Below are 23,916 nucleotides of genomic sequence, written 5' to 3'. Positions count from 1 at the left end.
GATTGAAAGGCCGGGTGATGATATGGAAAAAAGGCAGTGGATAGGGTGCCCCTTATGCGGGCACAAAACCCGTGTGCAAATCAGAGCGGATACCATGCTTGTAAACTTTCCCCTGTTTTGCCCTAAATGCAGGCAGGAAACTTTAATCACAGTGAAAAATCAAAAAATTAATATCATTACAGGGCCAGACGCCAAGACGCAGTGCTGATAAGACATGTTATTGTTTTATCGGTGCTGCATTTTTTTATCATATGAAATGAGGAGGATTTATACATGAAAAATAAAATCATCGTTTCCATATTAACCGCCGGTTTATGTTTGTCACTGGCTGCATGCGGACAAAAGGCTGTGGATCAGCCTGCTGCTGAATCGAAAGATAAGAGGACAATCACCGACTTGGGAGGAAATAAAGTTGAGATACCTGCTGTCCCGGAAATTCAGAGGGTTGTGGTGATCAGTCCCCCGGTCATGTCATTTGCCGTTAAAACAATTCCTGATACGGAAATGATTACCGGAATCAATTCCCGTGCGTTTACTACTTCCAATGTGGAAATTGTAAACAAGGTGTTTCCAAACTGGCAATCCGTTAATACCTCTTTTATCGATGCAAGCTTCGCGGTCAATACAGAATCTTTACTGTCACTTGATCCTGATATTATTTTCTATTACGGAAATGTTCAAAAGCAGGGGCTTGGAAATATAGACATTCCCAGTGTGGACTTTTTTTCAAAGGGGCTGAACGGTCCGGAAGCAGTATCGGTTGCCTGGGATAATCAGTTAAGAGAAATTTTTGGTTTAGATACTTCAGGCAGCTTGCAGGGAGAGTGGGACCGGACCAATGGGAAAATCTTTGAACTGCTTCAGAACCAAAATCAGGAAAAAACTGCGCTTTGCATCTTCTCCAATGCGGCAGGCAGCATCACCGTAAGCGGTACGGATTCTTTTGACGCCTACGCACAAAGCTTTTTTGAAATGTCAGGAATACAAAATGCCGCCGCTGATATCGAAGGGACGGCAGAGGTGAGTATGGAGCAGATTTATCAGTGGAACCCGGATATGATTATTGTGTTCCATGACGTTCCTGCCCAGAAGATTCTGGATAATTCCATTGAAGGGCAGGACTGGTCACTGCTGAAGGCCTGGAAAGACAAGGCTGTTTACGATGTGCCCAGAACCACTTATTCATGGATCACTCCCTGTGCGGATTCTCCCTTGCTGCCGTTATGGCTGGTTTCAAAGGCATATCCTGATTTGATGGGCGATTCTCAACTGAGAACAGAAATTTCAGAGTATTATCAAAGAAACTATGATATCACTCTGACGGATGATGATGTCAATTCAATTTCAGGGTATCGGAAGGCATCGGGATCATGAAAAAAGAGAGAAATAAACATTACAGCAAAGTCATGTTTATCAGCAGCATGCTTTTGGCTGCCACTGCTTTAGGGTCTGTGCTTATGGGGCAATATGCCATCAGCTTTTCCCAGTTTACCGCTGTTATTTTGTCGGGATTTTACGGGGATTTGGACCAATCCCTTGAAACTGCCGCATTTGTGATTTATCAGGTGCGCATTCCGAGAGTCATATTAGCTACCATGGTGGGAGCCGGATTGTCAATATCCGGTTCCGCCTTACAGGGGACGTTCCAAAATCCGCTGGTAAGTCCTGACCTGCTGGGCGTTTGTTCCGGAGCCGGATTCGGCGCGGCCCTGGGGATTTTATTATCGGGAGGAATGGGCCTGTTTACGCCTGTTCTTTCCCTGACTTTTGGTTTGGCCGGGGTACTGCTGGTGTTTTTTCTGGCAGGAACTAAAAACAATGCTGAAACGCTGTCCGTCGTTTTAGGGGGAATCATTGTTTCTTCTATTTTTTCTGCCTTGATTTCCTTGATTAAATACGCTGCTGATTCCTCTGAAACCCTTCCTGCCATCACCTTTTGGCAGATGGGGAGCTTTGCAAATGCATCTTATAAGGATATCTGGATTGCATTTGTCCCGGTCATATCCGGCATGACAGGGTTATATCTGCTGCGCTGGAAAATTAATCTGCTTTCCCTGGGAGATGAAGACTGTTATACCCTGGGAATCAATCCCAATACAACGCGCTGGCTGGTTATCTTGTTTGCAACGCTGACAACCGCCGGCTGTGTGACGGTTTCCGGAGTCATTGGCTGGGTCGGACTTGTTATTCCCCATATCTGCAGAAAGCTGGCAGGCGTAAATCATGGCTATCTGCTTCCCAGTTCATGTCTGACGGGCGCTGTTTTTATGATACTGGTGGACACTGCGGCAAGAAATTTGACATCAGCCGAGATTCCTATCGGGATTTTAACCGCCCTGATCGGAGCGCCATTTTTTGCGATTATCTATAACAAAGGGAAAAAAGAGGGGTAAAACGATGGAAAATATTTTGGAAGTACATGAGGGCTGTTTTTCTTATTCCCGGAAACAGCCTATCTTAAAGGATATTTCTTTTTCTCTCAGAGGCGGTCAGATCATGGCCGTGATGGGGAGAAACGGAATCGGAAAGACGACCCTGATCAAATGCATTGTGGGCATCTTGAGTTGGGACAGCGGATATTCTGCTGTGGAGAGAAAGAAAATCGGATATGTGCCCCAGGCTCACCGGGTGTCCTTTTCTTATTCTGTACGGGATATGGTGGTATTTGGAAAGACCGGACACAATTCCCGTTTTGCGGCACCGGGCAGGCAGGATTATGTGCTTGCTGATGAAATGTTGAAAAAGGTGGGGATTTACCATTTACGGGAGCAGCCCTGCAATGAACTGAGCGGAGGGCAGCTTCAATTGGTATTCATTGCACGGGCGCTTATGAACGCTCCTAAGCTGCTTGTTTTAGATGAACCTGAATCCCATCTGGATTTTCGCAATCAGATACGGCTGTTGAAACTGATTCAAAGCGTTGTGGCAGAGAACAACATAGCCTGTATGATTAATACCCATTATCCCAATCATGCACTCCGCATTGCGGATCAATGTTTTTTGCTGGGTGAAGGGGATTATATGACGGGGAATACGGATGAAATAATGACAGACGGGAATATTCAAAAGTATTTCGGCGTGTATTCCCATTCTGAAAAATTTCAATATAAGGATGAAATGATCACTTCGTTTTCATTTTTGGATGAAGTACGGTAAAAACAGACTGTTTGAAAAGGCGCTTGTTTTAGTAACGGCGCTTTTTAATATTACACAATCTTTAAAAGTTTGTAAAAACAAAATAATAAATATGATGGAATGTTCGGTGGTTTTTATGGTATAATCATAGCCAGACTATGAAAGAATCCCAGAGGATATCAATAAATATGAAACCACATGCATTTGCAATCTGCGCATACAAGGATTCTCCTTATCTGGAGACATGTATCCGCTCTTTAAAAAAGCAGAGCCGAAAGTCAGATATCATACTGTGCACATCAACTCCCAGCCCTTATATTGAAACCCTGGCAGAAACGTATGATATCCCCTTATTTGTAAGGGATGGAGCCAGCGGCATAGGAGAGGACTGGAACTTTGCCTATCACATGGCTGATGCCCGCTTTGTCACCATCGCCCATCAGGACGACATTTATCAGAAGGATTATGTGAAAACACTTCTGGAATGGTATGAGAAATATCCGGACATGACCCTGTTTACGGGGGGCTATGCCGTTGTAAAGGGAAATAAGCCGGTTTTCTTTGAAAAGGTGGAATTTATCAAACGGTTTCTCCGCCTTCCCCTTCGTCTTCGGGGGCTGAGTCATTTATCCTGGGTCAAAAAAAGCGTTTTGATGTTTGGAAATTCTATCTGCTGTCCGGCCTGTGCCTATAATAAGGAACGGTTAGGGGAGCCGCTTTTTGCGTCCTCTTACCGGTTTGCGCTGGACTGGGACGCGCTTTTTAAGTTAGCTGACCGTCCGGGACGTTTTATCTGTGTGGAAAAACCGGTTCTGTATTACAGAGTCCACGATGGAGCTGCCACAAAAGCCTGTATTAAGGATAACAGCCGGGCCAGGGAAGAAGCCCACATGTTTTCAAAGATATGGCCCGGTCCGGTTGTGAGAATTATCATGCACTTTTACCGGAAGGCATATGAAGAATACACTTCTTAACAGAGAGTACATTTGGAGGAAAAAGCGATGAAAGTAGTATTGTTAGCAGGAGGTTTTGGTACAAGAATCAGCGAACAGAGCCATTTAAAACCAAAGCCCATGATTGAGATTGGGGAAAAACCGATTTTATGGCATATCATGAAATATTACTCCCAGTACGGTTTTCACGATTTTGTCATCTGTCTTGGATATAAGCAGTACGTGGTCAAGGAGTTTTTTGCGGATTACTTCCTCCACACCTCAGACGTGACCTATGATCTTGCCAATAACAAGATGGAGGTCCACACCAACTATTCGGAGCCATGGAAGGTGACCCTGGTGGATACGGGGTTAAATACCATGACAGGAGGCCGTATTAAGCGTATCAGGCCTTATGTAGGTGACGAGCCGTTTATGCTGACCTACGGCGACGGAGTCTGTGATGTGGATTTGGACGCTTTGTTAGAATTCCATCAAAGCCATGGAAAAATAGCTACCATGACCACTGTAAATATCACCCAGTTAAAAGGGGTTTTAGACATTAATGAGAATAATATGGTCCGTTCCTTCCGGGAAAAGGATGAAGCCGATGCCAGCCTGATCAATGGAGGCTTTATGGTGCTGAATCCGGAAATCTTTTCTTATTTAAAGGACGACACCACGATGCTGGAACAGGAGCCCTTGCAGAAGCTGGCAGCAGAAGGAGAGCTTATGAGTTTCCACCACTCCGGTTTCTGGCAGTGTATGGACACCCAGAGAGAGATGAAGAAGCTGGAGGATTTATGGCAGTCAGGCCAGGCCCCCTGGAAAATATGGGAGAAATAATATGACCGGTTGGACAAGCGAGAAATGGAATGAATTTTGTGAGTTTTATAAAGGAAAAAAGGTCCTCGTAACAGGGCACACCGGTTTTAAGGGTTCCTGGCTGAGCCGCATGCTTGTAAATGCGGGAGCTCAGGTGACAGGCTATTCCTTAAATCCCCCTACAGACCCCAGCCTTTTTTATATTGCAGGGCTTTCTGATACCATGGATTCCGTCATTGGAGACATCAGGGACCTTGCGCATTTAAAAGAAGTATTTTTAAGGACCCAGCCGGAAGTGGTATTTCATCTGGCAGCCCAGCCCATTGTCCGGGATTCCTACAAGGACCCGGTTTACACCTATGAAACCAATGTCATGGGAACGGTCAACATCCTGGAATGCGTCCGATTGACCCCTTCTGTCCGTTCATTTTTAAATGTGACCACAGATAAGGTTTATGAAAATAAGGAATGGGAGTACGGTTACCGGGAATGCGATCCCCTTGACGGCTATGATCCCTATTCCAACAGCAAATCCTGTTCCGAGCTGGTGACTCACAGCTATGCCAAGTCCTTTTTTTCAGAAGGGCAGACAGCGGTTTCCACTTCACGGGCAGGCAATGTGATCGGAGGAGGCGACTTTGCCAATGACAGGATCATTCCTGACTGCATCCGGGCGGCAACGGCCCATGAGGATATTATTTTGAGAAATCCTCATTCCACAAGGCCTTTTCAGCATGTGCTGGAGCCCCTTTCCGTGTACATGACCATTGCCATGAAACAGTATGAAGATGTGAGCTTTCAGGGATACTATAACGTAGGCCCTGACGATAAAGACTGCATCACCACCGGGAACCTGACTGACTTATTCTGTGAAGCATGGGGCCAGGGCATGAAATGGGTGAACCGGTTTGAAGGAGGCCCTCATGAGGCCAACTTCTTAAAGCTGGATTGTTCCAAAATCAAAAAAGTCTTTGGCTGGACTCCCAGATATGGAGTAAAGGAAGCGGTGGAAAAAACCGTGGAATGGACCATGGCTTATTTGGACGGAGAAGATATGCTTCAGGTCATGGACCGCCAGATAGAAGAATTTTTTAATGGAAGAGTATGAGAGGTGGCGCCCTGCGGGCATGCTTTTATGCCCCAAGAACGTGGGCAGAAGAGAATGAGCGCCCTGCGGATACCTTTATACCCAAAGAACGTGGGCAGAAGAGAGTAAGCGCCCTGCGGGCATGCCTTTATGCCCCAAGAACGTGAGTAGAAGAGAGTAAGCGCCCTGTGGGCATACCTTTATGCCCGAAAAGCATGGGCAAAAGAGAGGAAATGAAAAATGTTTGAGCATAAGACAGAAAAAGAAGCCCGTGAGGAAATCCTTGGGCTGGTAAAAGAGTATTGCAATACCTATCACAATAAGAAGAAACCCTTTGAAGAAGGTGACCGGATTCCCTATGCTTCCCGTGTATATGATCATGAGGAAATGGTGAATCTGGTGGATAGTTCCCTGGAATTCTGGCTGACTTCCGGGCGTTATACAGATGAATTTGAAAAGAAACTGGCTGAATATTTGAACATCAAGTACTGTGCCCTTGTAAATTCCGGGTCCTCCGCCAATTTACTGGCATTTATGGCTCTGACTTCTCCTTTGTTAAAGGAACGCCAGATTCAGCGGGGAGATGAAGTGATCACCGTTGCTGCCGGATTCCCGACGACAGTGACTCCCATGATTCAGTACGGAGCCGTGCCTGTGTTTGTGGATGTGACCATTCCCCAGTATAACATTGATGTAAATGCCCTGGAGGCCGCCCGTTCAGAAAGAACGAAAGCAGTGATGATTGCCCATACTCTGGGAAATCCTTTTGATCTGGGCGCTGTGAAAGCTTTTTGTGAGAAATACAATTTGTGGCTGGTGGAAGACAACTGCGATGCCTTGGGAACCAAGTATACGATCAACGGAGAGGAGCGCTTTTCCGGCACCATCGGAGATATCGGAACTTCCAGCTTTTATCCGCCTCACCACATGACCATGGGAGAGGGCGGCGCCGTCTATACTGACAGTGCCCTGTTAAATAAAATCATCCGTTCTTTCCGTGACTGGGGAAGAGACTGTGTCTGCCCCTCCGGAGTGGACAATTTGTGCGGACACCGTTTTGACCGCCAGTATGGGGAACTTCCTTTGGGCTATGACCATAAATATGTTTACTCCCATTTTGGATACAATTTAAAGGCAACGGATATGCAGGCTGCCATTGGATGTGCCCAGATTGAAAAGTTTCCATCTTTTGTGGAACGGAGACGCCATAATTTTGACCGCCTTTATCAGGGGCTGAAAGAGGTTTCGGACAAGCTGATTTTACCGGAGCCATGTCCAGGGGCCAGACCAAGCTGGTTCGGCTTTTTGATCACCTGCAAGGAAGGTGTGGACCGGAATCAAGTGGTTCAATATGTGGAATCAAAGGGCGTTCAGACCAGAATGCTTTTTGCAGGCAATTTGACCAAGCATCCCTGCTTTGATCAGATGAGAGCAGCAGGCGAAGGTTACCGGATTGCAGGAGAGCTGACCAATACCAACCGTATCATGGAAGATACTTTCTGGGTGGGAGTCTATCCGGGAATGACCGATGAAATGATTGACCATATGGCGAAGACCATAAAGGATGCATTGAACGCCCAGTGATTATGATTTGACGGGAGGAATACTCTGCGGGCATACCTTTATGTCCAAAGAGTACGGACAGAAAAGAGGAAGCACCCTGCGGGTATACCTTTATGTCCAAAGAGCACGGACGGAAAAGAGGAAGCACCCTGCGGGTATACCTTTATGTCCAAAGAGCATGGACGGAAAAGAGGAAATATGGAAGGATACGATTTAAGAGAGGTTCATCAGGCAAATCTGACCATTTTAAAGGAAATAGACCGGATCTGCCGGAAATACAAGATCAAATATCTTCTGGATGCGGGAACCCTATTGGGAGCCGTAAGACACAAGGGATTTATTCCCTGGGATGACGATGCGGATTTGGCATTTACCCGCGCTAATTATGACGCCTTTTTAAAGGTGGTGCGCCGGGAGCTGCCTTCGGAAATGGAGCTTTTGGAGCCGGGAGACTTCAGGGGCGGAAAGGCCTTTTATGACTTCACCGCCAGAATCATTTATAAAAAAAGCCGGACCCATGAAGATTCTCCGGAAATGGATTTTTATGAAGGAAAATTAAATCATTTATGGGTGGACTTATTTACCATTGATGAGCTTCCGGAAAATAAAGCGGCATCGACAATTACCCTGCTGCTCCATACGGTAATTTACGGCTTAGCCATGGGACACCGCTATAAGCTGGACTTTAAAAAGTACAGTCTGGCCAATAAGATCGCCGTGGGAATCCTGGCCTTTGCAGGTAAATTAATTCCCATGAAGGTGCTGAGAAAGTTACAGCATATGGCAGCTCTCAAGGACCGGAGAGGGAAAAGCGGCCTCCGCTACTACAGCAATTATCAGCCGGATTACCTCTACGTGACGCTAAAAAAAGAATGGTGCGAGGAGACGGTGGATTTGGAGTTTGAAGACACCAAGCTGATGGCCCCTAAGGGCTGGCATGAGGTTCTCACCTGGATTTACGGGGATTATAAAGAGCTGCCGCCCAAGGAAAAACGGGTTCCAACTCATTCCAGTACAAAGATCAAGATTTATCCTTAAATGCTCATAAAAAAGCCTGACAGCAAGGTTTTGATTAACCTTTCTGTCAGGCTTTTTTCTATTTGTTATCCAAATATTCCTTTGCATCTTTAAAGAAGCTGAAGACGATAAGAAGGATGATAATTCCTATTGGAAAGGCTGCAATGATGGAAACGGTCTGCAGGTTCGTCATGGAATTTTCGGAAAAAATCAGGGCTATGGGGAAAAGCATCAGCAGCAGGGACCAGAACAGCTTTACATGCTTGTGGGGTTCCTCATCATCCGGAAGCTCTTTGTAGGAATAGGCTGCAGCTACCAGAGCCAGCGCATCAAAGGTGGTAGCATAAAAAGCGATCATCGTGACTGCCAAAAGGATGAGACCTAACTTTGCAAATGGCAGGGTGTAAAAGATTTCTATAATGGTCTGATAGAGGTCCCCTGTTGCATTATAAATTCCCATGACATCTAAAAGTCCTTTTGTCTGCAGTGCCAGGCTGTAATTTCCCAATATGATAAAGGAAGTAAATGTGCCGGAAAGTCCGAAGATGTATCCGCCCAGCACAGTCTGTTTTACGGTACGGCCCTTGCTGATGGAACCGATGAAAAATGGGGTTGCCACACACCATACCATCCAGTAAGCCCAGTAAAAGATGGTCCAGTTCTGGGGAAAGGAGGAGGTCCGCAGGGCATCAGTCCAGGTGGATAAGCCAATGAAGTTTTGAACCACATTTCCCACTGCCGTAATTCCGGTTTCAATGGTGTATCTGGCCTGCCCTCCGCCAATGAGAACATAGAGAAGAAGGCCGAAAAATAAATAGGTACAGGAGGCAGCCAGTCTGGCAATACCCTTCATGCCAAAGTAAACGGTAACTGTATAAACAATACAGATGATGACCAGGATAGCAATGGTTAACAGCCTGGAGTCCGGCAGTCCCGTAGCACGGCTGATAGCCATGGAGAGAAGAGGCGTTGCCAGGGAAAAGGTGGTGGCTGTTCCTGCCAGAAGGGCAAACACTGCGATTAAGTCAATGAGCTTTCCGGCCGGTCCATCTACATGCTTTCCCAAGAGAGCACGGCAGGCTTCCGAATATTTCTGCTTATTACGCTTTCTCACGTGAAGCATAAAGCCAAATGCAACCGCTAACACTAAGTAAAAGCTCCACGGAATAGGCCCCCAATGGAACAGAGGATAGGTAGAAGCCCAGTCCTGCATGGTTCCCATTTCCTTGATATGAGGTTCTCCTGCATAGAGAAGCCATTCGCAAAGGGAATAAAACAGAATGTCGGCAGCCAATCCAGCCGTAAACATCATAGAACCCCATTTAAAATAGGAGTACTGAGGCTTTTCCAGGTCCCCCAGCTTAATGGAGCCGTACCGGGAAAATGCCATGTAAAGGGAGCAAAAGAAAGTGAAAAGCCCCATAAGCAGGAAATAGCTCCCCAGATCGTCCCCTAAGAAAGACCGGATAGCTGCCAGCGCATTGGCAGACTGGGTGGGCATTATGACAAAGATAAGGCATAAAAGGACAACGATGATAAAGGGAACCTGTGTTGTTGTCCAGTCCAGTCTTTTTAGTAAGGGCTCTTTTTTATTGTTATCCATAAAAATCTTACCTCCTGAGTGTGTTCAAAAAAGTTTTTATAATGTTGATATTGAACATAATATCATGGATATCCAAAAAAGGCAAGAATAAAATGGAAAAAATATGGCTGGTAAAAGAATCTTTGACTTATTTGTGAAGATTTTATGACTTTTTAAAGAAACTACTACAAAAAAAGTCTTACATCCTATATAATGTGGATGTTCAATAATGAGGAGGAATTATAATGAAAAACAAAGCATTAATAATATGTGCAATATCAGCTCTCATGCTGAGCGGCTGTACCAAAAGCAATATCCTTGCTTCCGGAGGTCCTGCTGAGCCGGTTCTTGAAACACAGCAGGGAATCGTTTTGGACTGGGTTCAGATCGGAAGTTCTCTGGATGACGAATTTTTAAATAATGAAGAATACCCCATGGCATTGGAAGAAGGCAGCATCAATTACAGCGTTGACCAGAACGGGAAAACCATTGAATTAAATCTGGTGGTAAAGAGCGGAACCAGTACGGAGGAAGCAGTGAGATTTGCAGATGCCGTAATCCGGTATTTAAACGATGAAGCAGCCACTCAGGATTTTTCCTATGAACGGTCAAGTGAGACCTCCTACGGCGGATTTTCCAAGGAATACGACATGCATCTGATCGTTATGCCGGAGTATACCATGGAGGAAAAGCAGTACTGGCTGGTGGACATGGACATTCCAAAGGGTTCTGATGAGAAGATCGTCCCAAGAGAAGGGGCAGTGCTTACAGAGCCTGAGTCAGAAACAAGCGAAGATGAAGAACAGGCTGAGGATGACACGGAAGAGAGCATCGAGGAGACAACCGCAGCAAAATAAAGGGGTACAGCCCCTTGGCTGAAAACAGGCCAGAAAAAGAAACATGATTGAAAAGAAGGCACAAGGCCGTTTTTCAATCATGTTTCTTTTTTAGTCGGTGCTGACTGCCAGACCGCTGTGATAAGAGTAGTTTCCAAGCTCCTTTAAAAGCTTATTATGATCCAAGTTCTTTAAGGGAACTGTTGAAGTCAGCTCTTCATTTAAAAGGAAGAAGGCATCGTTGCATTTTGCCATGGAAAGGTAAAACAGTTCAGGGAAAGAGGCTTGTGATGCAAGCCGTCTGTTCCATGGATTACACCAGACCTCGTGGTTTAAGTTCATTGTCACAACCGGGTCAGGAGGAATGTCCGTGACCAGCTTCCGGGAGGCTATGGGATTTCTGAAAAACAGGGACTCTACAAATTCAATGCTGTTTTTCTTACGGCTGGAGGGATCGGCGAGGGTCCGGCAGCCTAAGCGCATAGCCAGGATAGAACGGGATACCATCTTGGGAGTTACGCTGAAATTGTTTTTGTAGTTTTGCGGATAATATGTTTCGTTAATACATGCGGACAAAAACTTGGAAATAAACTGCATTTCCTGCCCGTTTAAGCAGATGGTAGCCGCCTGGTTAAACTGGGAGGGCTTTTTCTTTTTATATTTCATCAGAAGCAGCGCATCGATATCATTTTCCAGGGTAGCGTGAAGGCCGTGGTGATAATTGCTGGCATTTTTTACATCATACTCAATCCTGCCGTAAACGTAGGGGTGGCAGATGGAATCACCGATGTAATGGCAGAAATATCCGCTCAAATAAGAAATAGCCTGCTCTCTCTGCTGTCTGGATTCGATCTGAGACAGGTGGTTTAAGCAGGAGAGGAAAAAATCGTTGACATGATTTTCATGCATGTAGGAGCCCACATTCCGATAATCCCGGTGGCGGAGAATGGGGATATTATAAAAAAACATATCCGGTCCCTGAAGGCCAAGCTGATAAAGCCAGCGGTATTTGGCGATAATACGCTTTAAAGGATTATTGGGCATATCATTGAAAACTCGGACCCCTAATAAGTAATGGGTAGTAAAACCGGGCATATTGCTCACCTCGCATTTTTTTAAATACAATACAGATAATTTGATTATACCATATGATTATTTATTTTGTATAAAAATCATTGGAAATTTTCATACTATCCGGCCTGGGTGAATAAGTGTTAAGGAAAGCGATAAGGAGCGGATATTATGATACATCGCATCCATGAACTGGTATGGGGGCCCTGGCTTTTGGTTTTGTTTCTGGGGATGGGAATTATTTATACCGTAAAATCGGGATTTTTTCAGATCAGAGGGCTCTCCTGCTGGTGGAAGGAGACCATTGGCAGCATAAGAGAGGATGAAGACGGAAAAAGCGGGGAAGTGACCCGGTTTCAGACGGCCTGTACGGCCCTGGCAGCCACCATTGGAACGGGAAATATTGTGGGAGTTGCCACAGCCTTGACAGCAGGCGGCCCTGGGGCTATATTTTGGATGTGGGTATCTGCTGCTATCGGAATGATGACAGGCTATGCGGAAACCATGCTGGGAATCCGTTACCGCTATAAAGACAGAAATGGAACGTGGATATGCGGTCCTATGGTATACTTGGAAAAGGGAATGAAGATACCTGTTTTGGGAATGATATACAGCTTTCTCTGTATCATGGTTTCCCTTGGAATGGGAAGCATGGTTCAGTCCAATTCTATTGCTGAGACTTTAGAATATGCCTTTGACGTGAATCCTGTTTCTGTTGGAATTTTGCTGACGGGAGTGGTTTTCCTGGTGGTGCTGGGAGGAATCGGGAGGATCGCCTTCGTTTCTGAACGGCTGATTCCGGTTTCAGCAGGACTTTATATGATATTTTCCATGGTTGTGATCATGTCCTGCTGGGACATTATTCCTCACATTTTCCGGTGTATTTTTGAAGATGCCTTTAAACCGGTGTCCTTCTTTTCCGGGGCAGCAGGATATGGGGTCAGTAAAAGCATGCAGTACGGTATATCAAGAGGTGTGTTCTCCAATGAGGCAGGCCTTGGAAGCCTGGCGGTTCTCCACGGGGCGGCAGAGGATACTACGCCGCAGCAGCAGGGAATGTGGGCCATGTTTGAAATATTTTTCGATACCATTTTAATCTGTACTATGACGGCATTTGTAATTCTCTGCATGACAGACGGTAATCCGGCTGCTTCCGGCTATGACGGGGCTGCCCTTACTGCCTACTCCTTTTCAAAAAGGCTGGGGGGACTTGGACAGTATGTGGTTTCCGGGGCCATGGTGGTATTTGCTTTTGCTACTATTATAGCCTGGTATTATCTGGGCAGGCAGGCGGCGGTGTACTTGGCGGAGAGTTTGAAAAAGAGACATATTTTGTATTTTCTTCAGAGGATTTTGAGAGGGAAGGTATATACTCTCTTGTACTTAGGAGCTGTATTCGCAGGTTGTATCGCCAAACTGGAAACTGTGTGGGAATTTTCCGATATTTGGAATGGGTTGATGGCTCTTCCTAATATTTTGGCGTTGATATTTTTAATGAAGGAAGTTACATATCCCAAGCAGGGCTTATCTTTTGAAGAGAAATAGTATTAATATTCAATAGAAAACTCCCGTAGTCTGCATTTTGTAGTAAAATCAGCAGGCTATGGGAGTTTTTTCATCTTCAAATATCACGTTATTATTTTATTATGATATCAATATCCAATCCTTGTCAATCCATCTTGCATATGTATAAGACCAAAGCCGTTTATATTGTTTGCCATTCATAATCTTGTACATATAGCCGGTTTCTTCTGCTTGGGGGCCTACTTCTGAGCTTGCAGAAGTCTGCATTTGTCCTGTTGGATACTCAAATGCATAAGTGTTGATTGATAAAACTGTTAAAAATGTAGCTGTTGCTAATAGGCCGATAAGATTAGTCTTCAAAATCTGTTTCATGGTAAATCCTCCTCATTTATTATTTTTAAATGTTTTAGTGTATCATCAATAACTAAGATATTAGCTATTAATTCCCCTTTGCTGTTGTATAGATTATAACCAGAGTCTGTTTTTTCCAGATAATTATCATCGGAAATGTCAGCCATAGTTCCATAATCTTGGACACTGGGCATGCTGTAGGGCTGAATGACAAATGTATATGACAAAACCAGAAGGACAAACATAATTGGAATAAACAGCTTACTTCTCTGCCTGTTACTCTTGGAATAATTGCTTTCAAGCAGCATTTTAAATCGTTGTTTGAGTTGGGCGCTTTCTGCTTCTTCCACAAGGCAGCAGGTTAAAATGGATTTCTTTTGACCTTCTTCCTGATTCTGGATGACCTTTATTATTGCATTTAAATAACACTTCTGCTGCTGCCTATCCAGATAAAGACTGATTTTCTCATCAGAATGCATTTCCAAGGTGTGTTCAACTTCATTGTTAAAATGTTTAAAAAATGGATTCCACCAAAATATGGTCTGAATGATATCGCAAACACATTTAATTATTGCATGTCCCTGACGGTAATGCTGCCACTCATGCAGTAATATTCCAAACAATTCGTCATCCGTGAAAATGATATCTGGAAGAATTATGATTGGTGAATGAAAACCGACAATTGCCGGTGTACTTATGCTTTTGTGTACTATAATTTTTACTTTCTTTTTTTTACCGGTAAGGTTTTGTATATTTGCTAAGGTTGATTTTATGCGTTGATCCTCGGAAGCAGGAAAAATACACAGTATATTATAAAATCTTCTATATTCATTTATCTTCTTACAAAGTTTATATAGTGCAACTCCGCCGCTTATAAGAATCAAGATATCAAATACGCTGATAGTAATACCTTTGCCAGAAAGATTAATGAGAGGGTAAGCTAATACACGTTGCAGGGCAGGCAGCAAATTTTCAGACCTGATAATTTGAGTATAGAATAATTCTGTCGGTAAAAAGAACCTTATTAAGCATAAACAAATCAAAAAAATCAAAGGATATATGGAGAACGTTCTTAATAGAAGCATTTGCCTGCTTAAAAGTTTTATAACAACTGCAAAGATACTTACCCATATAAGCGAGGTCAGGAACGAGAATGATGTTAACGCCATAAATTATTTCTCCCTGTATTGGTTTAATAATTCCTGTAAGGCATCTGCGATTTCTTCTTTGCTGCTTTTCTTGCCCAAAAGCATTGATATTAAGGACAAACTATCTTGATCATCTCCTTGATAATACCTGTCAAACTGCATAACAGCATATTCATTGGCCGATATTGTTGCCCGGAACAGCCGTCCATAGGACTTTCCGATTTTTGTTATTTCGGCCACTTCAATAGCTTTCTTTTTTTCAAGTGTTCGTAAAATACTTTGTATTGAACTTGAAGGCCAGGTTCTGTTAGGAATTCTTTCAGCAATTTCGGTAGCACTTAAAGGGGTGTCTGATGCCCATAGAACTTTCATGGCAGCTTCTTCTTTACTTGTAAGGAAAAAACATGAATTCATACTGTTTTTGACTAGCATATTGTTCATCTCCTGATTTTGGTTTTTCATTTAAATTATAATTTCATATTATAAAAAAGTCAATAATTATTAATTTAATTTTAAAATTTAAAATCGTTATTGACAAAATTGCTATATCGTTATACTATAAAATGTATTTTAAAATTTAAAATAGTTTTTAAATTAGATATATTAATTTTGTAGAACATTACTAGTGTAAAAATCATATAAGATTACTTCATCTTTTGATAAAACTATTATCAATTAGGCTGGTGGTTGTATTTTTATATATCTACAAAAAGAAAGGAGGATTCCAATAGATCGTATGGATTTTAGTTGATGCAGCAAGTTGTAAGCATGGAACAATACTTAGATAGAAAAAAATGTTGTCATAATCAAAAACCAAAAAATCTAAAAGTTGCCTTAAGTAAAGTTGTGTAAAAATGTTATTTCACGTTTAGTAGTGGAAAGTAATTTGTAAAAGAACGACTTCATCTCCATACTCTTGATCTGTTATATATTTTGCAAATCCCTGTAGAGGCTTTATCCCATTCTTGTGTTATTGAATATTTACTGATAAAATATATTTTGTTATATGATCTTAAAATTTATAATCAAAAATGGATATTTTCTATAGAAGTAAGATACAGGTGCTTAACACTTTATTTGCTCTGAAAGGAGAATCACTTGAAAAGAGAAAAAAGAACGATTTGGATATTATTGGCTGAAGTTGCTATTCTCTTATTTTTCTTCATACTATGTCCGCTATATTTGTATTTATATGGACACTTTTCTTATTCTGAAAAAAAGGCATATGAAATGAATTGGGAAATTTCACTGCCCGATCAAATAAAATTAGTAAATGATAAAAATACAACATCTTTTCATGGAGACGGATTTAGGCATACAATATATCAAGTTGAAAAAATGGAAGATTTAAGGGGATTTGAAGTAGAAAAAAGAAAAGAAATAGAAGATTTCTGTATCGAAGTTTTCGATATTTTAGGAGTAGAGGCAAAGTATGACCTGGATTTTACTCAAAAATATATTTGGAAAAAATATGTTAAACATAATAACAATATTTTAGTGATTATTTATTTTTCTGACAAGAAAGAGCTTCACCTATTTCAAAAACTAGTATAATGAATGATCGATATTTATTATATCTTTCAACTCCGTTACAGACTGGAGGACAGAGGTGTCGGATAAAGCGACACCAGCTTTTCCTTATGTTGAAAATAGAAGGATCAATTTTTTATTCTTTGTCATTATATATCAAAATTTAATTTATGAAAAACCATCTATAATTGTTATTGTACTTTTGCGGATATATTAATACCTTGGACTTAACAGTGGTAAGTTTCACAAAGCTGGACACAATAATTACAAATTTTAATTTAATATTTAGAAAATGGAAAAAAGACATTTAATGAATTAAAAGAACTGGTTGAAGCGTCGGATGGAAACATGAGTGTTCTACTATCGAAATTAGAACAGTGGGGATTTATAACATCAGTAAAAAAGATAGATGGGAAGAAAACTAGGACTACTTATGAAATAACTGATTATGGAATTTGTTTGTTAAAGGAATATGTAGAACTATTAAAAAGAGTTATTATGGAAGCTGACTAACTTTATTTTATTAGTATTTTTGGTAGTGTTACAGTTACGACGAATCCTTAACCCTGAAAAACACAAAAAGGATGATTTGATCAGTCACTTTCGTGTTTTTTGCATACTTTAACGGTCTTGCTTTCTTGGTGAATTTTTTATGCTGATTTTACTTCAAATAGATAGTTTGCAAGCCACTCATTTGGGATGTTTGCGTGACGCTGGATTGATATCCGTTTACTGAATTCCTACTGGTCATTCCTACCGGCCATAGCAGCCTGTTATGATGAGATACATATACCCCCTGAACTGACCATAAAAAGTCAAACCTAAAATTTGATATGGATAGAATCATACGGAAAACCATAAATTATTGCTGCATAAATAAAAATATCAAATGCATTCTTCACTGAAATGTGAAACAAGAGTTGCCCGTAAATAATGTTTTAAGGAAAGAGGAATGGAAATGAAATATAAAAGATATATTTTGATTGCTTTAACCATACTTGCGGTTGCTTTGACTTGTTTTTCTTTACCGATTTCAGATTTAAAGTCAGTGATCCCTGCTGATATGTATGTAGAATATTATCGAAGAGAGCGCATTTCTATGGTGGGAATCAATCTATTATTCCTGATCATTATATGTCAGAATTTAATTTATGAAAAACCGGAGTATTCATTTAAGAAGAAGGCATCTATAATTGTTGTTCTTGTACTGTTGGATATATTGGTACTCTGGATTTAATGATAGTAAGTTCCACAAGGCGGGATACAATAATTGAAATAAAAGAATTTAAGGAGAGCCTAATGCTAAATATATGCTTTTCATGTACTGCCTTTGTGATGCTTAAAGTGGCGCGAGAATAAAACATCATATTTTTACTTGATGATTTGTCTGTCGGGCATTTAAAAACTAAAAGTTACGAAGATCGTTTTGAAGAATTTTATAGCATATATGGTTATCGAATCAGAGATAAGGAAAAAGAAATATTTTTAAGTAACTATCAACAGCTTGTTGATGAAATTCACCTCAAGTATTTAACTGAAAAAGGTATCATTGTAAGTGATGGATTCATATATGAAAGAGTTAAACAACTGTCAAAAAAATAAGATATAAAGGAATTAATATAATCGGATCGACATGTCTAAGTAAAACAGACGTCGTTCCGATTTTTATATTCAACAATCTGTAAATTTGGATATTATAGAATTCCTATTAATATCGTTTTCGAGATTGCATTCTGACCATGGCAGGGTATACAATAAAGAATAATAACGTATCATTCAGACAGTCTTAATTTTGGCAAGATAATAGAGAAAACCTGAAAAGTGTTAATGTGTGTAAGTTTCACAAAGCTGGACACAATAATTACAAATTTTAATTTAATATTTAGAAAGAGGTGTTGCTATGCCTGATTCTGACAAAGCTTCCAATAAGTTGATCAATGAAAAATCCCCATATCTCCTCCAACACGCCCACAACCCCGTTTCCTGGTACCCATGGGGAGCGGAGGCTTTTGAGAAAGCAAAAGCAGAAGATAAGCCGGTCTTTCTCTCCATCGGATATTCCACCTGCCACTGGTGTCATGTCATGGCCCATGAATCGTTTGAGGATGAAGAGGTAGCAGAAGTTTTAAACCGGGATTATGTGGCTGTGAAGGTGGACAGAGAGGAGCGGCCAGACATTGATTCCGTATACATGTTTGTGTGCCAGGCCCTGACCGGCTCCGGCGGCTGGCCTCTGACTATTATTATGACACCGGAGCAAAAGCCTTTTTATGCCGCGACTTATCTTCCAAGGTCTTCCAGATGGGGCTCTGCCGGACTGCTGGATATTTTATCTTCCATTCAAAGGCTATGGAAGAATAAAAGAGACAGGGTTCTGGAAGTAGGAGAAGAACTGACAGGTTTATTAAACAAGGAACCCCGTTCCCAATCGGAAACAGGAGAAGAGCCTTCCAAAGAGCTTTTAAAAACTGCGTCAAACACTCTTTCCAGAGCCTTTGACAAACAGTGGGGAGGTTTTCATCGGGCTCCTAAATTTCCCATGGCCTACAACCTGACGTTCCTTTTCAGGCATTATCTTCTGGAGGGAGAGGAAAATACCCTTTTCATGGCAGAAAAGACTTTGAAACAAATGTACCGGGGAGGCATATACGATCACATCGGAGGGGGATTTTCCCGCTATTCCACCGATGAAAAGTGGCTGGTTCCCCATTTTGAAAAGATGCTCTATGACAATGCCCTCCTGCTCCATGCCTATACGGAAGGATTCCAGATCACAGGAAACCGCTTTTATGCCACGGTTTCAAAGGGAATCCTGGACTATGTCCTTTCCGTCCTCACGGATGAGGAGGGAGGCTTTTACTGCGGCCAGGATGCGGACAGCGAAGGAGTGGAAGGAAAGTTCTACACCTTTAAGAAAAAAGAAATCACAGACATTCTGGGAGAAGAGCAGGGAGAAGTCTTTTGCCGCTGGTTTGGAATAATGGAAGCAGGAAATTTTGAAGGAAAAAACATTCCAAACTTAATCGAAAATGAAGACTTTGAAACAGAAAACCAGGAAATAAAAGCATTGTGCCAAAAGCTTTACCAATATCGCCTGCAAAGAACAACCCTTCATACCGACGATAAAATTCTGACCTCCTGGAACGGCCTTATGATCGGTGCGGCTGCAAAAGCGTATAAGGTTCTCGGTGACAGCCGGTATTTAGATGCTGCACGAAAAGCCCAGGCCTTTATAGAAAAGAACCTGAAGACCCAGGACAACAGGCTCTTTATCCGCTACCGGGATGGGGAAGCGGTTCACGACGGACAGCTTGACGATTACGCTTTTTATGCTTTCGGCCTTTTAGAACTGTACGAAGCCTCCCTTTCCGTCACATATTTAAAAGAAGCAGCGGACATCTCCCAAAAGATGGTGGACTTATTTTACGATGAAGTACAGGGAGGCTTCTATATGTATGCCCATGACAGGGACAGGCTCATCAGCCGCCCCATGGAGTTTTACGACGGCGCTCTGCCATCGGGAAATTCTGTGGCAGCCTATGTATTAAGCAGGCTCTATCACCTGACAGGGGAAGTGAAGTGGCAGGAGGTTTTGAAAAAGCAGATTTCCTGCATGGCGGGAGCAGCGGCCCAAAGCCCTGCAAACCACTGCTTTGCCCTCATGGCCTTTCAGACTCTTCTTTATCCTTCCGTGGAAATCGTAGCGGTTTCAGCGGGAGAGCCGGATAAAGAGGAAGTGATGGAGCTGCAGAAAGAAACCAAAGGAAATGTAAGTCTTCTATGGAAAACAGCAGAAAATCAAAAAGTTCTTTCTGAATCAGCGCCTTTTACAGCCGACTATCCCATACCTGACTCCAAGACCAGGTATTACGTCTGCAGCGGCGGAACCTGCTTGCAGCCTGTGGACACCCTGAAGGAAGTGAGGGACTTAATGAAAACCCTGCCTGGCTGGCTGTCCTGATTTTATCATAAAAATAATCTGCCTCCTATATAAATAAGTAAGCATTGATAGAAATAGGAGGTAGATGTTATGTGCACTGCTGTTACTCTGCAAACCCGGCAGGGAGAGACTTTTTTTGGAAGGACCATGGATTTTTCTTATGATATTGATCCCCATCTGTTTATTGTCCCGAAAAATTATGAATGGACTAACCGGGTGAACATGGCGGCTCTGGCCAATACGTACGGTTTCATTGGCATTGGACAGGAGCTGGAGGGAGAACTGTTCCTTTTTGATGGGGTAAACGAAATGGGCTTTGCTGCAGCGGCCCTCTATTTTGCAGGTTATGCAAAGTATGATGACTGCTCTGAAAATGGGATTGCAGCTTATGATTTTCTCCATTATATGCTGGGGAATTGTGCCTCTGTAGAGGAATTAAAGGCATTGACAAAAAGCGTTTCCATCGCAGGGGTAAAGGACCCGGTTACCGGGACTGCGGCACCTCTCCACTGGATTGCGGTTGACAGAAGCGGAGCCTGCGCTGTCGTGGAGGTTACGGAAGAAGGGAAGTCAGTCATGGATAACCCCATGGGCGTTATGACCAACAGCCCTGAATTTCCCTGGCATATGACCAATTTGAGAAATTACATGGATGCTTCCCCCTGGCAGACAGAAAAGGTCAACTGGGGACAAGTGGAGTTGACGCCCTTTGGGCAGGGAGGCGGGTCTATGCCCCTGCCGGGAGGTTTTACTTCTCCGGAACGCTTTGTCCGGGCTTCCTATTTAAAATCCCATGTTCCGATGCCGGAAGATGGAGGGGAAGCGGTCACTTCCTGTTTTCACATCATGGAAAACATTTCTATTCCAAAGGGGGCGGTGATCGCAGCCCGAAACGTTTATGACTACACAAAGTACACCGCATTTATCAATATCAATACATGCGAATATTTTTTCAGAACGTATGATGATTTCCAGATTGGCACCACCCGGTTCTATGAATACGATTTTCCGGCTCCGAGGCTTGTGGATCTTGGGGGATTATAATGAACAGAAATGTCCATAAAAGGGAGGGGGAGCTGATGACAAGTCATCAGCTCCTGTATTATGAAAAAAAGTCTTTCAGCAATTCTTTGCTATGTTTACAGTATATCCATGAAACGTGAAGAAATCATATTATTTCTGTAAAAGGTTTTTAAATAAAATTTGAACAAAATATGAACATGTGGACAAACGTCCATGTATTTGATAAAATATTGCTAGATGAGAAATCTGACTCAGAAGGGAGATTAACATGAAAAATCCGGTTGTAACAATTACAATGGAAAACGGCGATGTGATGAAAGCAGAGCTTTATCCGGATATTGCACCAAACACAGTAAATAATTTTATCAGTCTTGTAGAAAAGGGCTTTTATGACGGGCTGATTTTCCACAGAGTAATCAGCGGTTTTATGATTCAGGGCGGATGCCCCGAAGGAAGCGGAACAGGCGGCCCAGGCTACTCCATCAAGGGAGAGTTCAGCCAGAATGGATTTTCCAACACCTTAAAGCATGACGAAGGCGTTTTATCCATGGCGAGAGCCATGCACCCTGACTCAGCCGGTTCCCAGTTCTTTATTATGCACAAACCATCTCCTCACTTAGATGGAGCTTACGCTGCATTCGGAAAAGTTACAGAAGGCATGGACGTTGTCAATAAGATTGCCGCTGTAAAGACCGATTACAGTGACCGTCCCATGGAGGAGCAGAAAATCCGCTCTATGACAGTGGATACCTTTGGAGAAGCTTATTCCAAGCCACAGGAGAGCTGATGCAATGACCTGGGAGCGGGAGATCACAGTAGAAGGAACTGTTTTCCGGGTCACCATATCCGATGACTGCAAGGCCCTGCATTCTGCTTATGCGGAAGGCAGGGCTGTTGTTGGTTTATGGGACCCTAAAAAAGAGAACCAGAGCCTTGCTCCGGCAGCTTATGTCGTAGAAAAGCTGGAAGATATTGACGATATTTTTCTGGAACGGGTAGTCAGAAGAAGGCTGGAACTTCCCTGGATCATAACCAGGACCAACCGATTGACGGTCCGGGAACTGGTCCCCCAAGACTGTCTTCTCATTCCTGATGAGCCGGAAGCAGGAGAGGAAGGACGCCGTTTTTTAAATAAAGAATATTTAAAAGATTATATCCGGTGCCAGTACGGTTTTTACGAATACGGAATATGGGCCCTGGAGGAATCTGCGAGCGGCAGGCTGGTGGGAAAGGTAGGTCTTTCCAATCTGGACTTATCCGGATGCCCGGAACTTTCCTCTGCCATAAGAGATAAGATGAATTCTCCCTGCGGACAAAGAGAAACCCTTCTGGGGGATGATGATACCCCGGTAGAACTGGGATATCACATTTTTTCTCTATACAGGAATCAGGGATATGCAAGGGAAGCCTGCCAGGCCATTTTACAGTACGGGGCTCAGGAGGTTTCCGGGCAGATTTACGCCAGAATCGAACGGACAAACCTGCCGTCCTTAAAGCTGGCAGAGAGCCTGGGCTTTCGGCTTATAACCCAAGGACGTAACGGACCAGCTTCAGACTTGTGTCTGTACGGGTGGAATTGCCGATAACAGACAGAACAGGCTCTTCCATAATGAGCCCTGTCCGGTCACAAAAGTCCGTTTCCCCGATGAGGATACCGGTTGCAATGGTTTCTCCCGTTTCTTCATTGGTGGTCATGTAAAGGCGGTCCTTCACCTTCTCGTATACGTCAGCCGGAAGAAACTCTTTTAAGTCGGCAAAGCCGCCCAGGGAACCGTAGTGTGAGGCAGTTTCCGGGGTTCCGATCATGATATCTAAATCCTTGGTGGAGATCACAGCCGTGACTTTTGCAAGAGAGGCATAGGTGAGCTCGCTCATGGCCGATTCGTCAAAGGTCAGGTTCATGGAGGAGTCCACCTCCACTTTCACATCTTCACTGAGTCCGGCATACTGGCGGAAATCCTGGTCAAAGTAAGGGGTCAGGCGGTCCGTGTCACTGCCTGGTCTGCTGTTTAAGATGAAACAGGAAAGGGCCGTTTCAAACCGGTTCTGATACATGGCGGAGCCGATGGAGCCGATGAGGAATAGGGCTGCCGTAATGCTTAAAATGGGAATCTTATAATACTCCCAGATATACCAAAGCCTGTCCCTGATGCTCATGCTCTTCAGCTTTTGCTTTTCCTCCTGCAGGGAATCTTTTAAGGTTTTGTCTTCATAAGGTGTCATGGTTTACGCCTCTTTCTTCATTTATCTATCGCGGGAACTTTTTAGATTATACCATATGAGAGGCAGCTTTCCTTAAAATAATTATGAAATTTTGATGAAATAAGGGAGAAGATTTGATTTTTCCGGATA

The 23,916-nt window shown here is 43.0% G+C and carries 23 protein-coding genes and 1 pseudogene; 18 read left to right on the top strand and 6 right to left on the bottom strand.

Features of this window, described 5'->3' with window-relative positions; genetic code table 11:
* The first annotated feature begins 22 nt into the window (after positions 1 to 22).
* The 9 genes from QM657_RS04155 (at position 23) to QM657_RS04115 (ending at position 8,580) form a co-directional block, all read left to right on the top strand.
* Positions 23 to 208 (top strand): cysteine-rich KTR domain-containing protein, encoded by a 186-nt coding sequence (locus QM657_RS04155; protein ID WP_415065286.1) that lies wholly within the window; start codon positions 23 to 25, stop codon positions 206 to 208.
* A gap of 65 nt (positions 209 to 273) precedes the next feature.
* Positions 274 to 1,374 carry an ABC transporter substrate-binding protein gene (locus QM657_RS04150; protein WP_415065285.1) on the top strand — a complete coding sequence of 367 codons (1,101 nt, stop codon included), beginning with the start codon at positions 274 to 276 and terminating at the stop codon, positions 1,372 to 1,374.
* A complete protein-coding gene (locus tag QM657_RS04145) occupies positions 1,371 to 2,393 on the top strand; it encodes a FecCD family ABC transporter permease (RefSeq protein ID WP_415065283.1) in 1,023 nt (340 codons plus the stop codon). Before QM657_RS04150 ends, QM657_RS04145 begins: the two co-directional genes overlap by 4 nt.
* Positions 2,394 to 2,397: 4 nt before the next feature.
* Positions 2,398 to 3,156 carry an ABC transporter ATP-binding protein gene (locus QM657_RS04140; RefSeq protein ID WP_415065282.1) on the top strand — a complete coding sequence of 253 codons (759 nt, stop codon included), beginning with the start codon at positions 2,398 to 2,400 and terminating at the stop codon, positions 3,154 to 3,156.
* 167 nt (positions 3,157 to 3,323) lie between these two features.
* Positions 3,324 to 4,109: a glycosyltransferase family 2 protein gene (locus tag QM657_RS04135; protein WP_415065281.1), complete on the top strand. Its 786-nt coding sequence runs from the start codon at positions 3,324 to 3,326 to the stop codon at positions 4,107 to 4,109.
* A 27-nt stretch (positions 4,110 to 4,136) separates the two neighbouring features.
* Positions 4,137 to 4,913 (top strand): glucose-1-phosphate cytidylyltransferase, encoded by a 777-nt coding sequence (gene rfbF, locus QM657_RS04130; RefSeq protein WP_415065280.1) that lies wholly within the window; start codon positions 4,137 to 4,139, stop codon positions 4,911 to 4,913.
* Position 4,914: 1 nt separating this feature from the next.
* A complete protein-coding gene (gene rfbG, locus QM657_RS04125) occupies positions 4,915 to 6,000 on the top strand; it encodes a CDP-glucose 4,6-dehydratase (RefSeq protein WP_415065279.1) in 1,086 nt (361 codons plus the stop codon).
* Positions 6,001 to 6,219: 219 nt separating this feature from the next.
* Positions 6,220 to 7,563: a lipopolysaccharide biosynthesis protein RfbH gene (rfbH, locus tag QM657_RS04120; protein WP_415065278.1), complete on the top strand. Its 1,344-nt coding sequence runs from the start codon at positions 6,220 to 6,222 to the stop codon at positions 7,561 to 7,563.
* Between the two features lie 177 nt (positions 7,564 to 7,740).
* Positions 7,741 to 8,580: a LicD family protein gene (locus QM657_RS04115; protein ID WP_415065434.1), complete on the top strand. Its 840-nt coding sequence runs from the start codon at positions 7,741 to 7,743 to the stop codon at positions 8,578 to 8,580.
* A 58-nt stretch (positions 8,581 to 8,638) separates the two neighbouring features.
* On the opposite strand, the gene QM657_RS04110 is transcribed toward QM657_RS04115, so the two are convergent.
* The gene (locus tag QM657_RS04110; RefSeq protein ID WP_415065276.1) at positions 8,639 to 10,162 is read right to left on the bottom strand and encodes a BCCT family transporter; all 1,524 of its coding nucleotides are present in this window, start codon (positions 10,160 to 10,162) and stop codon (positions 8,639 to 8,641) included.
* Between the two features lie 224 nt (positions 10,163 to 10,386).
* Between QM657_RS04110 and QM657_RS04105 the strand changes: the two genes are divergently transcribed.
* A complete protein-coding gene (locus QM657_RS04105; RefSeq protein WP_415065275.1) occupies positions 10,387 to 10,998 on the top strand; it encodes a hypothetical protein in 612 nt (203 codons plus the stop codon).
* A gap of 90 nt (positions 10,999 to 11,088) precedes the next feature.
* On the opposite strand, the gene QM657_RS04100 is transcribed toward QM657_RS04105, so the two are convergent.
* The gene (locus QM657_RS04100; RefSeq protein ID WP_415065274.1) at positions 11,089 to 12,072 is read right to left on the bottom strand and encodes a zinc dependent phospholipase C family protein; all 984 of its coding nucleotides are present in this window, start codon (positions 12,070 to 12,072) and stop codon (positions 11,089 to 11,091) included.
* A gap of 147 nt (positions 12,073 to 12,219) precedes the next feature.
* Here QM657_RS04100 and QM657_RS04095 point away from each other — a divergent pair, with 147 nt between their 5' ends.
* On the top strand, positions 12,220 to 13,593 hold the full coding sequence (locus QM657_RS04095; protein ID WP_415065273.1) for an alanine/glycine:cation symporter family protein: 1,374 nt from the start codon (positions 12,220 to 12,222) through the stop codon (positions 13,591 to 13,593).
* A gap of 99 nt (positions 13,594 to 13,692) precedes the next feature.
* Here QM657_RS04095 and QM657_RS04090 read toward each other — a convergent pair whose 3' ends face one another.
* Genes QM657_RS04090 through QM657_RS04080 form a run of 3 tightly spaced genes read right to left on the bottom strand, consistent with a single transcriptional unit; the run spans position 13,693 to position 15,503 of the window.
* Positions 13,693 to 13,944: a hypothetical protein gene (locus tag QM657_RS04090; protein ID WP_415065272.1), complete on the bottom strand. Its 252-nt coding sequence runs from the start codon at positions 13,942 to 13,944 to the stop codon at positions 13,693 to 13,695.
* On the bottom strand, positions 13,941 to 15,092 hold the full coding sequence (locus QM657_RS04085) for a M56 family metallopeptidase (protein WP_415065271.1): 1,152 nt from the start codon (positions 15,090 to 15,092) through the stop codon (positions 13,941 to 13,943). The genes QM657_RS04090 and QM657_RS04085 overlap by 4 nt, the downstream gene beginning before the upstream one ends.
* Positions 15,093 to 15,095: 3 nt before the next feature.
* On the bottom strand, positions 15,096 to 15,503 hold the full coding sequence (locus tag QM657_RS04080) for a BlaI/MecI/CopY family transcriptional regulator (protein WP_415065270.1): 408 nt from the start codon (positions 15,501 to 15,503) through the stop codon (positions 15,096 to 15,098).
* Between the two features lie 666 nt (positions 15,504 to 16,169).
* On the opposite strand from QM657_RS04080, the gene QM657_RS04075 reads away from it, so the two are divergent.
* The 7 genes and pseudogenes from QM657_RS04075 (at position 16,170) to QM657_RS04045 (ending at position 23,150) form a co-directional block, all read left to right on the top strand.
* Entirely contained in the window at positions 16,170 to 16,625 is a 456-nt protein-coding gene (locus QM657_RS04075) for a hypothetical protein (RefSeq protein WP_415065269.1), read from the top strand.
* A 285-nt stretch (positions 16,626 to 16,910) separates the two neighbouring features.
* Positions 16,911 to 17,114 (top strand): annotated as a pseudogene (locus QM657_RS04070) (transcriptional regulator); the annotation flags it as partial.
* A gap of 445 nt (positions 17,115 to 17,559) precedes the next feature.
* Positions 17,560 to 17,838, top strand: a complete 279-nt coding sequence (locus tag QM657_RS04065; RefSeq protein WP_415065268.1) for a hypothetical protein — start codon at positions 17,560 to 17,562, stop codon at positions 17,836 to 17,838.
* 663 nt (positions 17,839 to 18,501) lie between these two features.
* The gene (locus QM657_RS04060) at positions 18,502 to 20,562 is read left to right on the top strand and encodes a thioredoxin domain-containing protein (protein ID WP_415065267.1); all 2,061 of its coding nucleotides are present in this window, start codon (positions 18,502 to 18,504) and stop codon (positions 20,560 to 20,562) included.
* A 69-nt stretch (positions 20,563 to 20,631) separates the two neighbouring features.
* The gene (locus tag QM657_RS04055) at positions 20,632 to 21,585 is read left to right on the top strand and encodes a choloylglycine hydrolase family protein (RefSeq protein ID WP_415065266.1); all 954 of its coding nucleotides are present in this window, start codon (positions 20,632 to 20,634) and stop codon (positions 21,583 to 21,585) included.
* Positions 21,586 to 21,832: 247 nt separating this feature from the next.
* Complete coding sequence (locus QM657_RS04050; RefSeq protein ID WP_415065265.1) at positions 21,833 to 22,351, top strand: peptidylprolyl isomerase; 519 nt, start codon at positions 21,833 to 21,835, stop codon at positions 22,349 to 22,351.
* Positions 22,317 to 23,150, top strand: a complete 834-nt coding sequence (locus QM657_RS04045; protein WP_415065263.1) for a GNAT family N-acetyltransferase — start codon at positions 22,317 to 22,319, stop codon at positions 23,148 to 23,150. The genes QM657_RS04050 and QM657_RS04045 overlap by 35 nt, the downstream gene beginning before the upstream one ends.
* Here the strand turns inward: QM657_RS04045 and QM657_RS04040 are convergent.
* Entirely contained in the window at positions 23,086 to 23,787 is a 702-nt protein-coding gene (locus tag QM657_RS04040) for a hypothetical protein (RefSeq protein WP_415065262.1), read from the bottom strand. The two genes, QM657_RS04045 and QM657_RS04040, sit on opposite strands and share 65 nt — an antisense overlap.
* Positions 23,788 to 23,916 lie beyond the last annotated feature (129 nt).

Origin of the sequence: Lacrimispora sp. (genome assembly GCF_047605665.1) — a bacterium.
Lineage (GTDB): Bacteria > Bacillota > Clostridia > Lachnospirales > Lachnospiraceae > Lacrimispora.
The sequence above is the reverse complement of the archived record's forward strand: the minus strand, read 5'-3'. Positions and strand labels throughout refer to the sequence as shown.

Excerpts from the sequence above, each read along its gene's own strand:
- QM657_RS04050 (WP_415065265.1), top strand. The coding sequence starts at position 21,833 with ATGAAAAATCCGGTTGTAACAATTACAATGGAAAACGGCGATGTGATG.
- QM657_RS04145 (WP_415065283.1), top strand. The coding sequence starts at position 1,371 with ATGAAAAAAGAGAGAAATAAACATTACAGCAAAGTCATGTTTATCAGC.
- QM657_RS04105 (WP_415065275.1), top strand. The coding sequence starts at position 10,387 with ATGAAAAACAAAGCATTAATAATATGTGCAATATCAGCTCTCATGCTG.
- QM657_RS04065 (WP_415065268.1), top strand. The coding sequence starts at position 17,560 with ATGAAATATAAAAGATATATTTTGATTGCTTTAACCATACTTGCGGTT.
- QM657_RS04080 (WP_415065270.1), bottom strand. The coding sequence starts at position 15,503 with ATGCTAGTCAAAAACAGTATGAATTCATGTTTTTTCCTTACAAGTAAA.
- QM657_RS04095 (WP_415065273.1), top strand. The coding sequence starts at position 12,220 with ATGATACATCGCATCCATGAACTGGTATGGGGGCCCTGGCTTTTGGTT.
- QM657_RS04140 (WP_415065282.1), top strand. The coding sequence starts at position 2,398 with ATGGAAAATATTTTGGAAGTACATGAGGGCTGTTTTTCTTATTCCCGG.
- QM657_RS04090 (WP_415065272.1), bottom strand. The coding sequence starts at position 13,944 with ATGAAACAGATTTTGAAGACTAATCTTATCGGCCTATTAGCAACAGCT.
- QM657_RS04155 (WP_415065286.1), top strand. The coding sequence starts at position 23 with ATGGAAAAAAGGCAGTGGATAGGGTGCCCCTTATGCGGGCACAAAACC.
- QM657_RS04055 (WP_415065266.1), top strand. The coding sequence starts at position 20,632 with ATGTGCACTGCTGTTACTCTGCAAACCCGGCAGGGAGAGACTTTTTTT.
- rfbG (WP_415065279.1), top strand. The coding sequence starts at position 4,915 with ATGACCGGTTGGACAAGCGAGAAATGGAATGAATTTTGTGAGTTTTAT.
- QM657_RS04135 (WP_415065281.1), top strand. The coding sequence starts at position 3,324 with ATGAAACCACATGCATTTGCAATCTGCGCATACAAGGATTCTCCTTAT.
- rfbF (WP_415065280.1), top strand. The coding sequence starts at position 4,137 with ATGAAAGTAGTATTGTTAGCAGGAGGTTTTGGTACAAGAATCAGCGAA.
- QM657_RS04115 (WP_415065434.1), top strand. The coding sequence starts at position 7,741 with ATGGAAGGATACGATTTAAGAGAGGTTCATCAGGCAAATCTGACCATT.
- QM657_RS04100 (WP_415065274.1), bottom strand. The coding sequence starts at position 12,072 with ATGCCCGGTTTTACTACCCATTACTTATTAGGGGTCCGAGTTTTCAAT.
- QM657_RS04110 (WP_415065276.1), bottom strand. The coding sequence starts at position 10,162 with ATGGATAACAATAAAAAAGAGCCCTTACTAAAAAGACTGGACTGGACA.
- QM657_RS04040 (WP_415065262.1), bottom strand. The coding sequence starts at position 23,787 with ATGACACCTTATGAAGACAAAACCTTAAAAGATTCCCTGCAGGAGGAA.
- QM657_RS04060 (WP_415065267.1), top strand. The coding sequence starts at position 18,502 with ATGCCTGATTCTGACAAAGCTTCCAATAAGTTGATCAATGAAAAATCC.
- QM657_RS04085 (WP_415065271.1), bottom strand. The coding sequence starts at position 15,092 with ATGGCGTTAACATCATTCTCGTTCCTGACCTCGCTTATATGGGTAAGT.
- rfbH (WP_415065278.1), top strand. The coding sequence starts at position 6,220 with ATGTTTGAGCATAAGACAGAAAAAGAAGCCCGTGAGGAAATCCTTGGG.
- QM657_RS04150 (WP_415065285.1), top strand. The coding sequence starts at position 274 with ATGAAAAATAAAATCATCGTTTCCATATTAACCGCCGGTTTATGTTTG.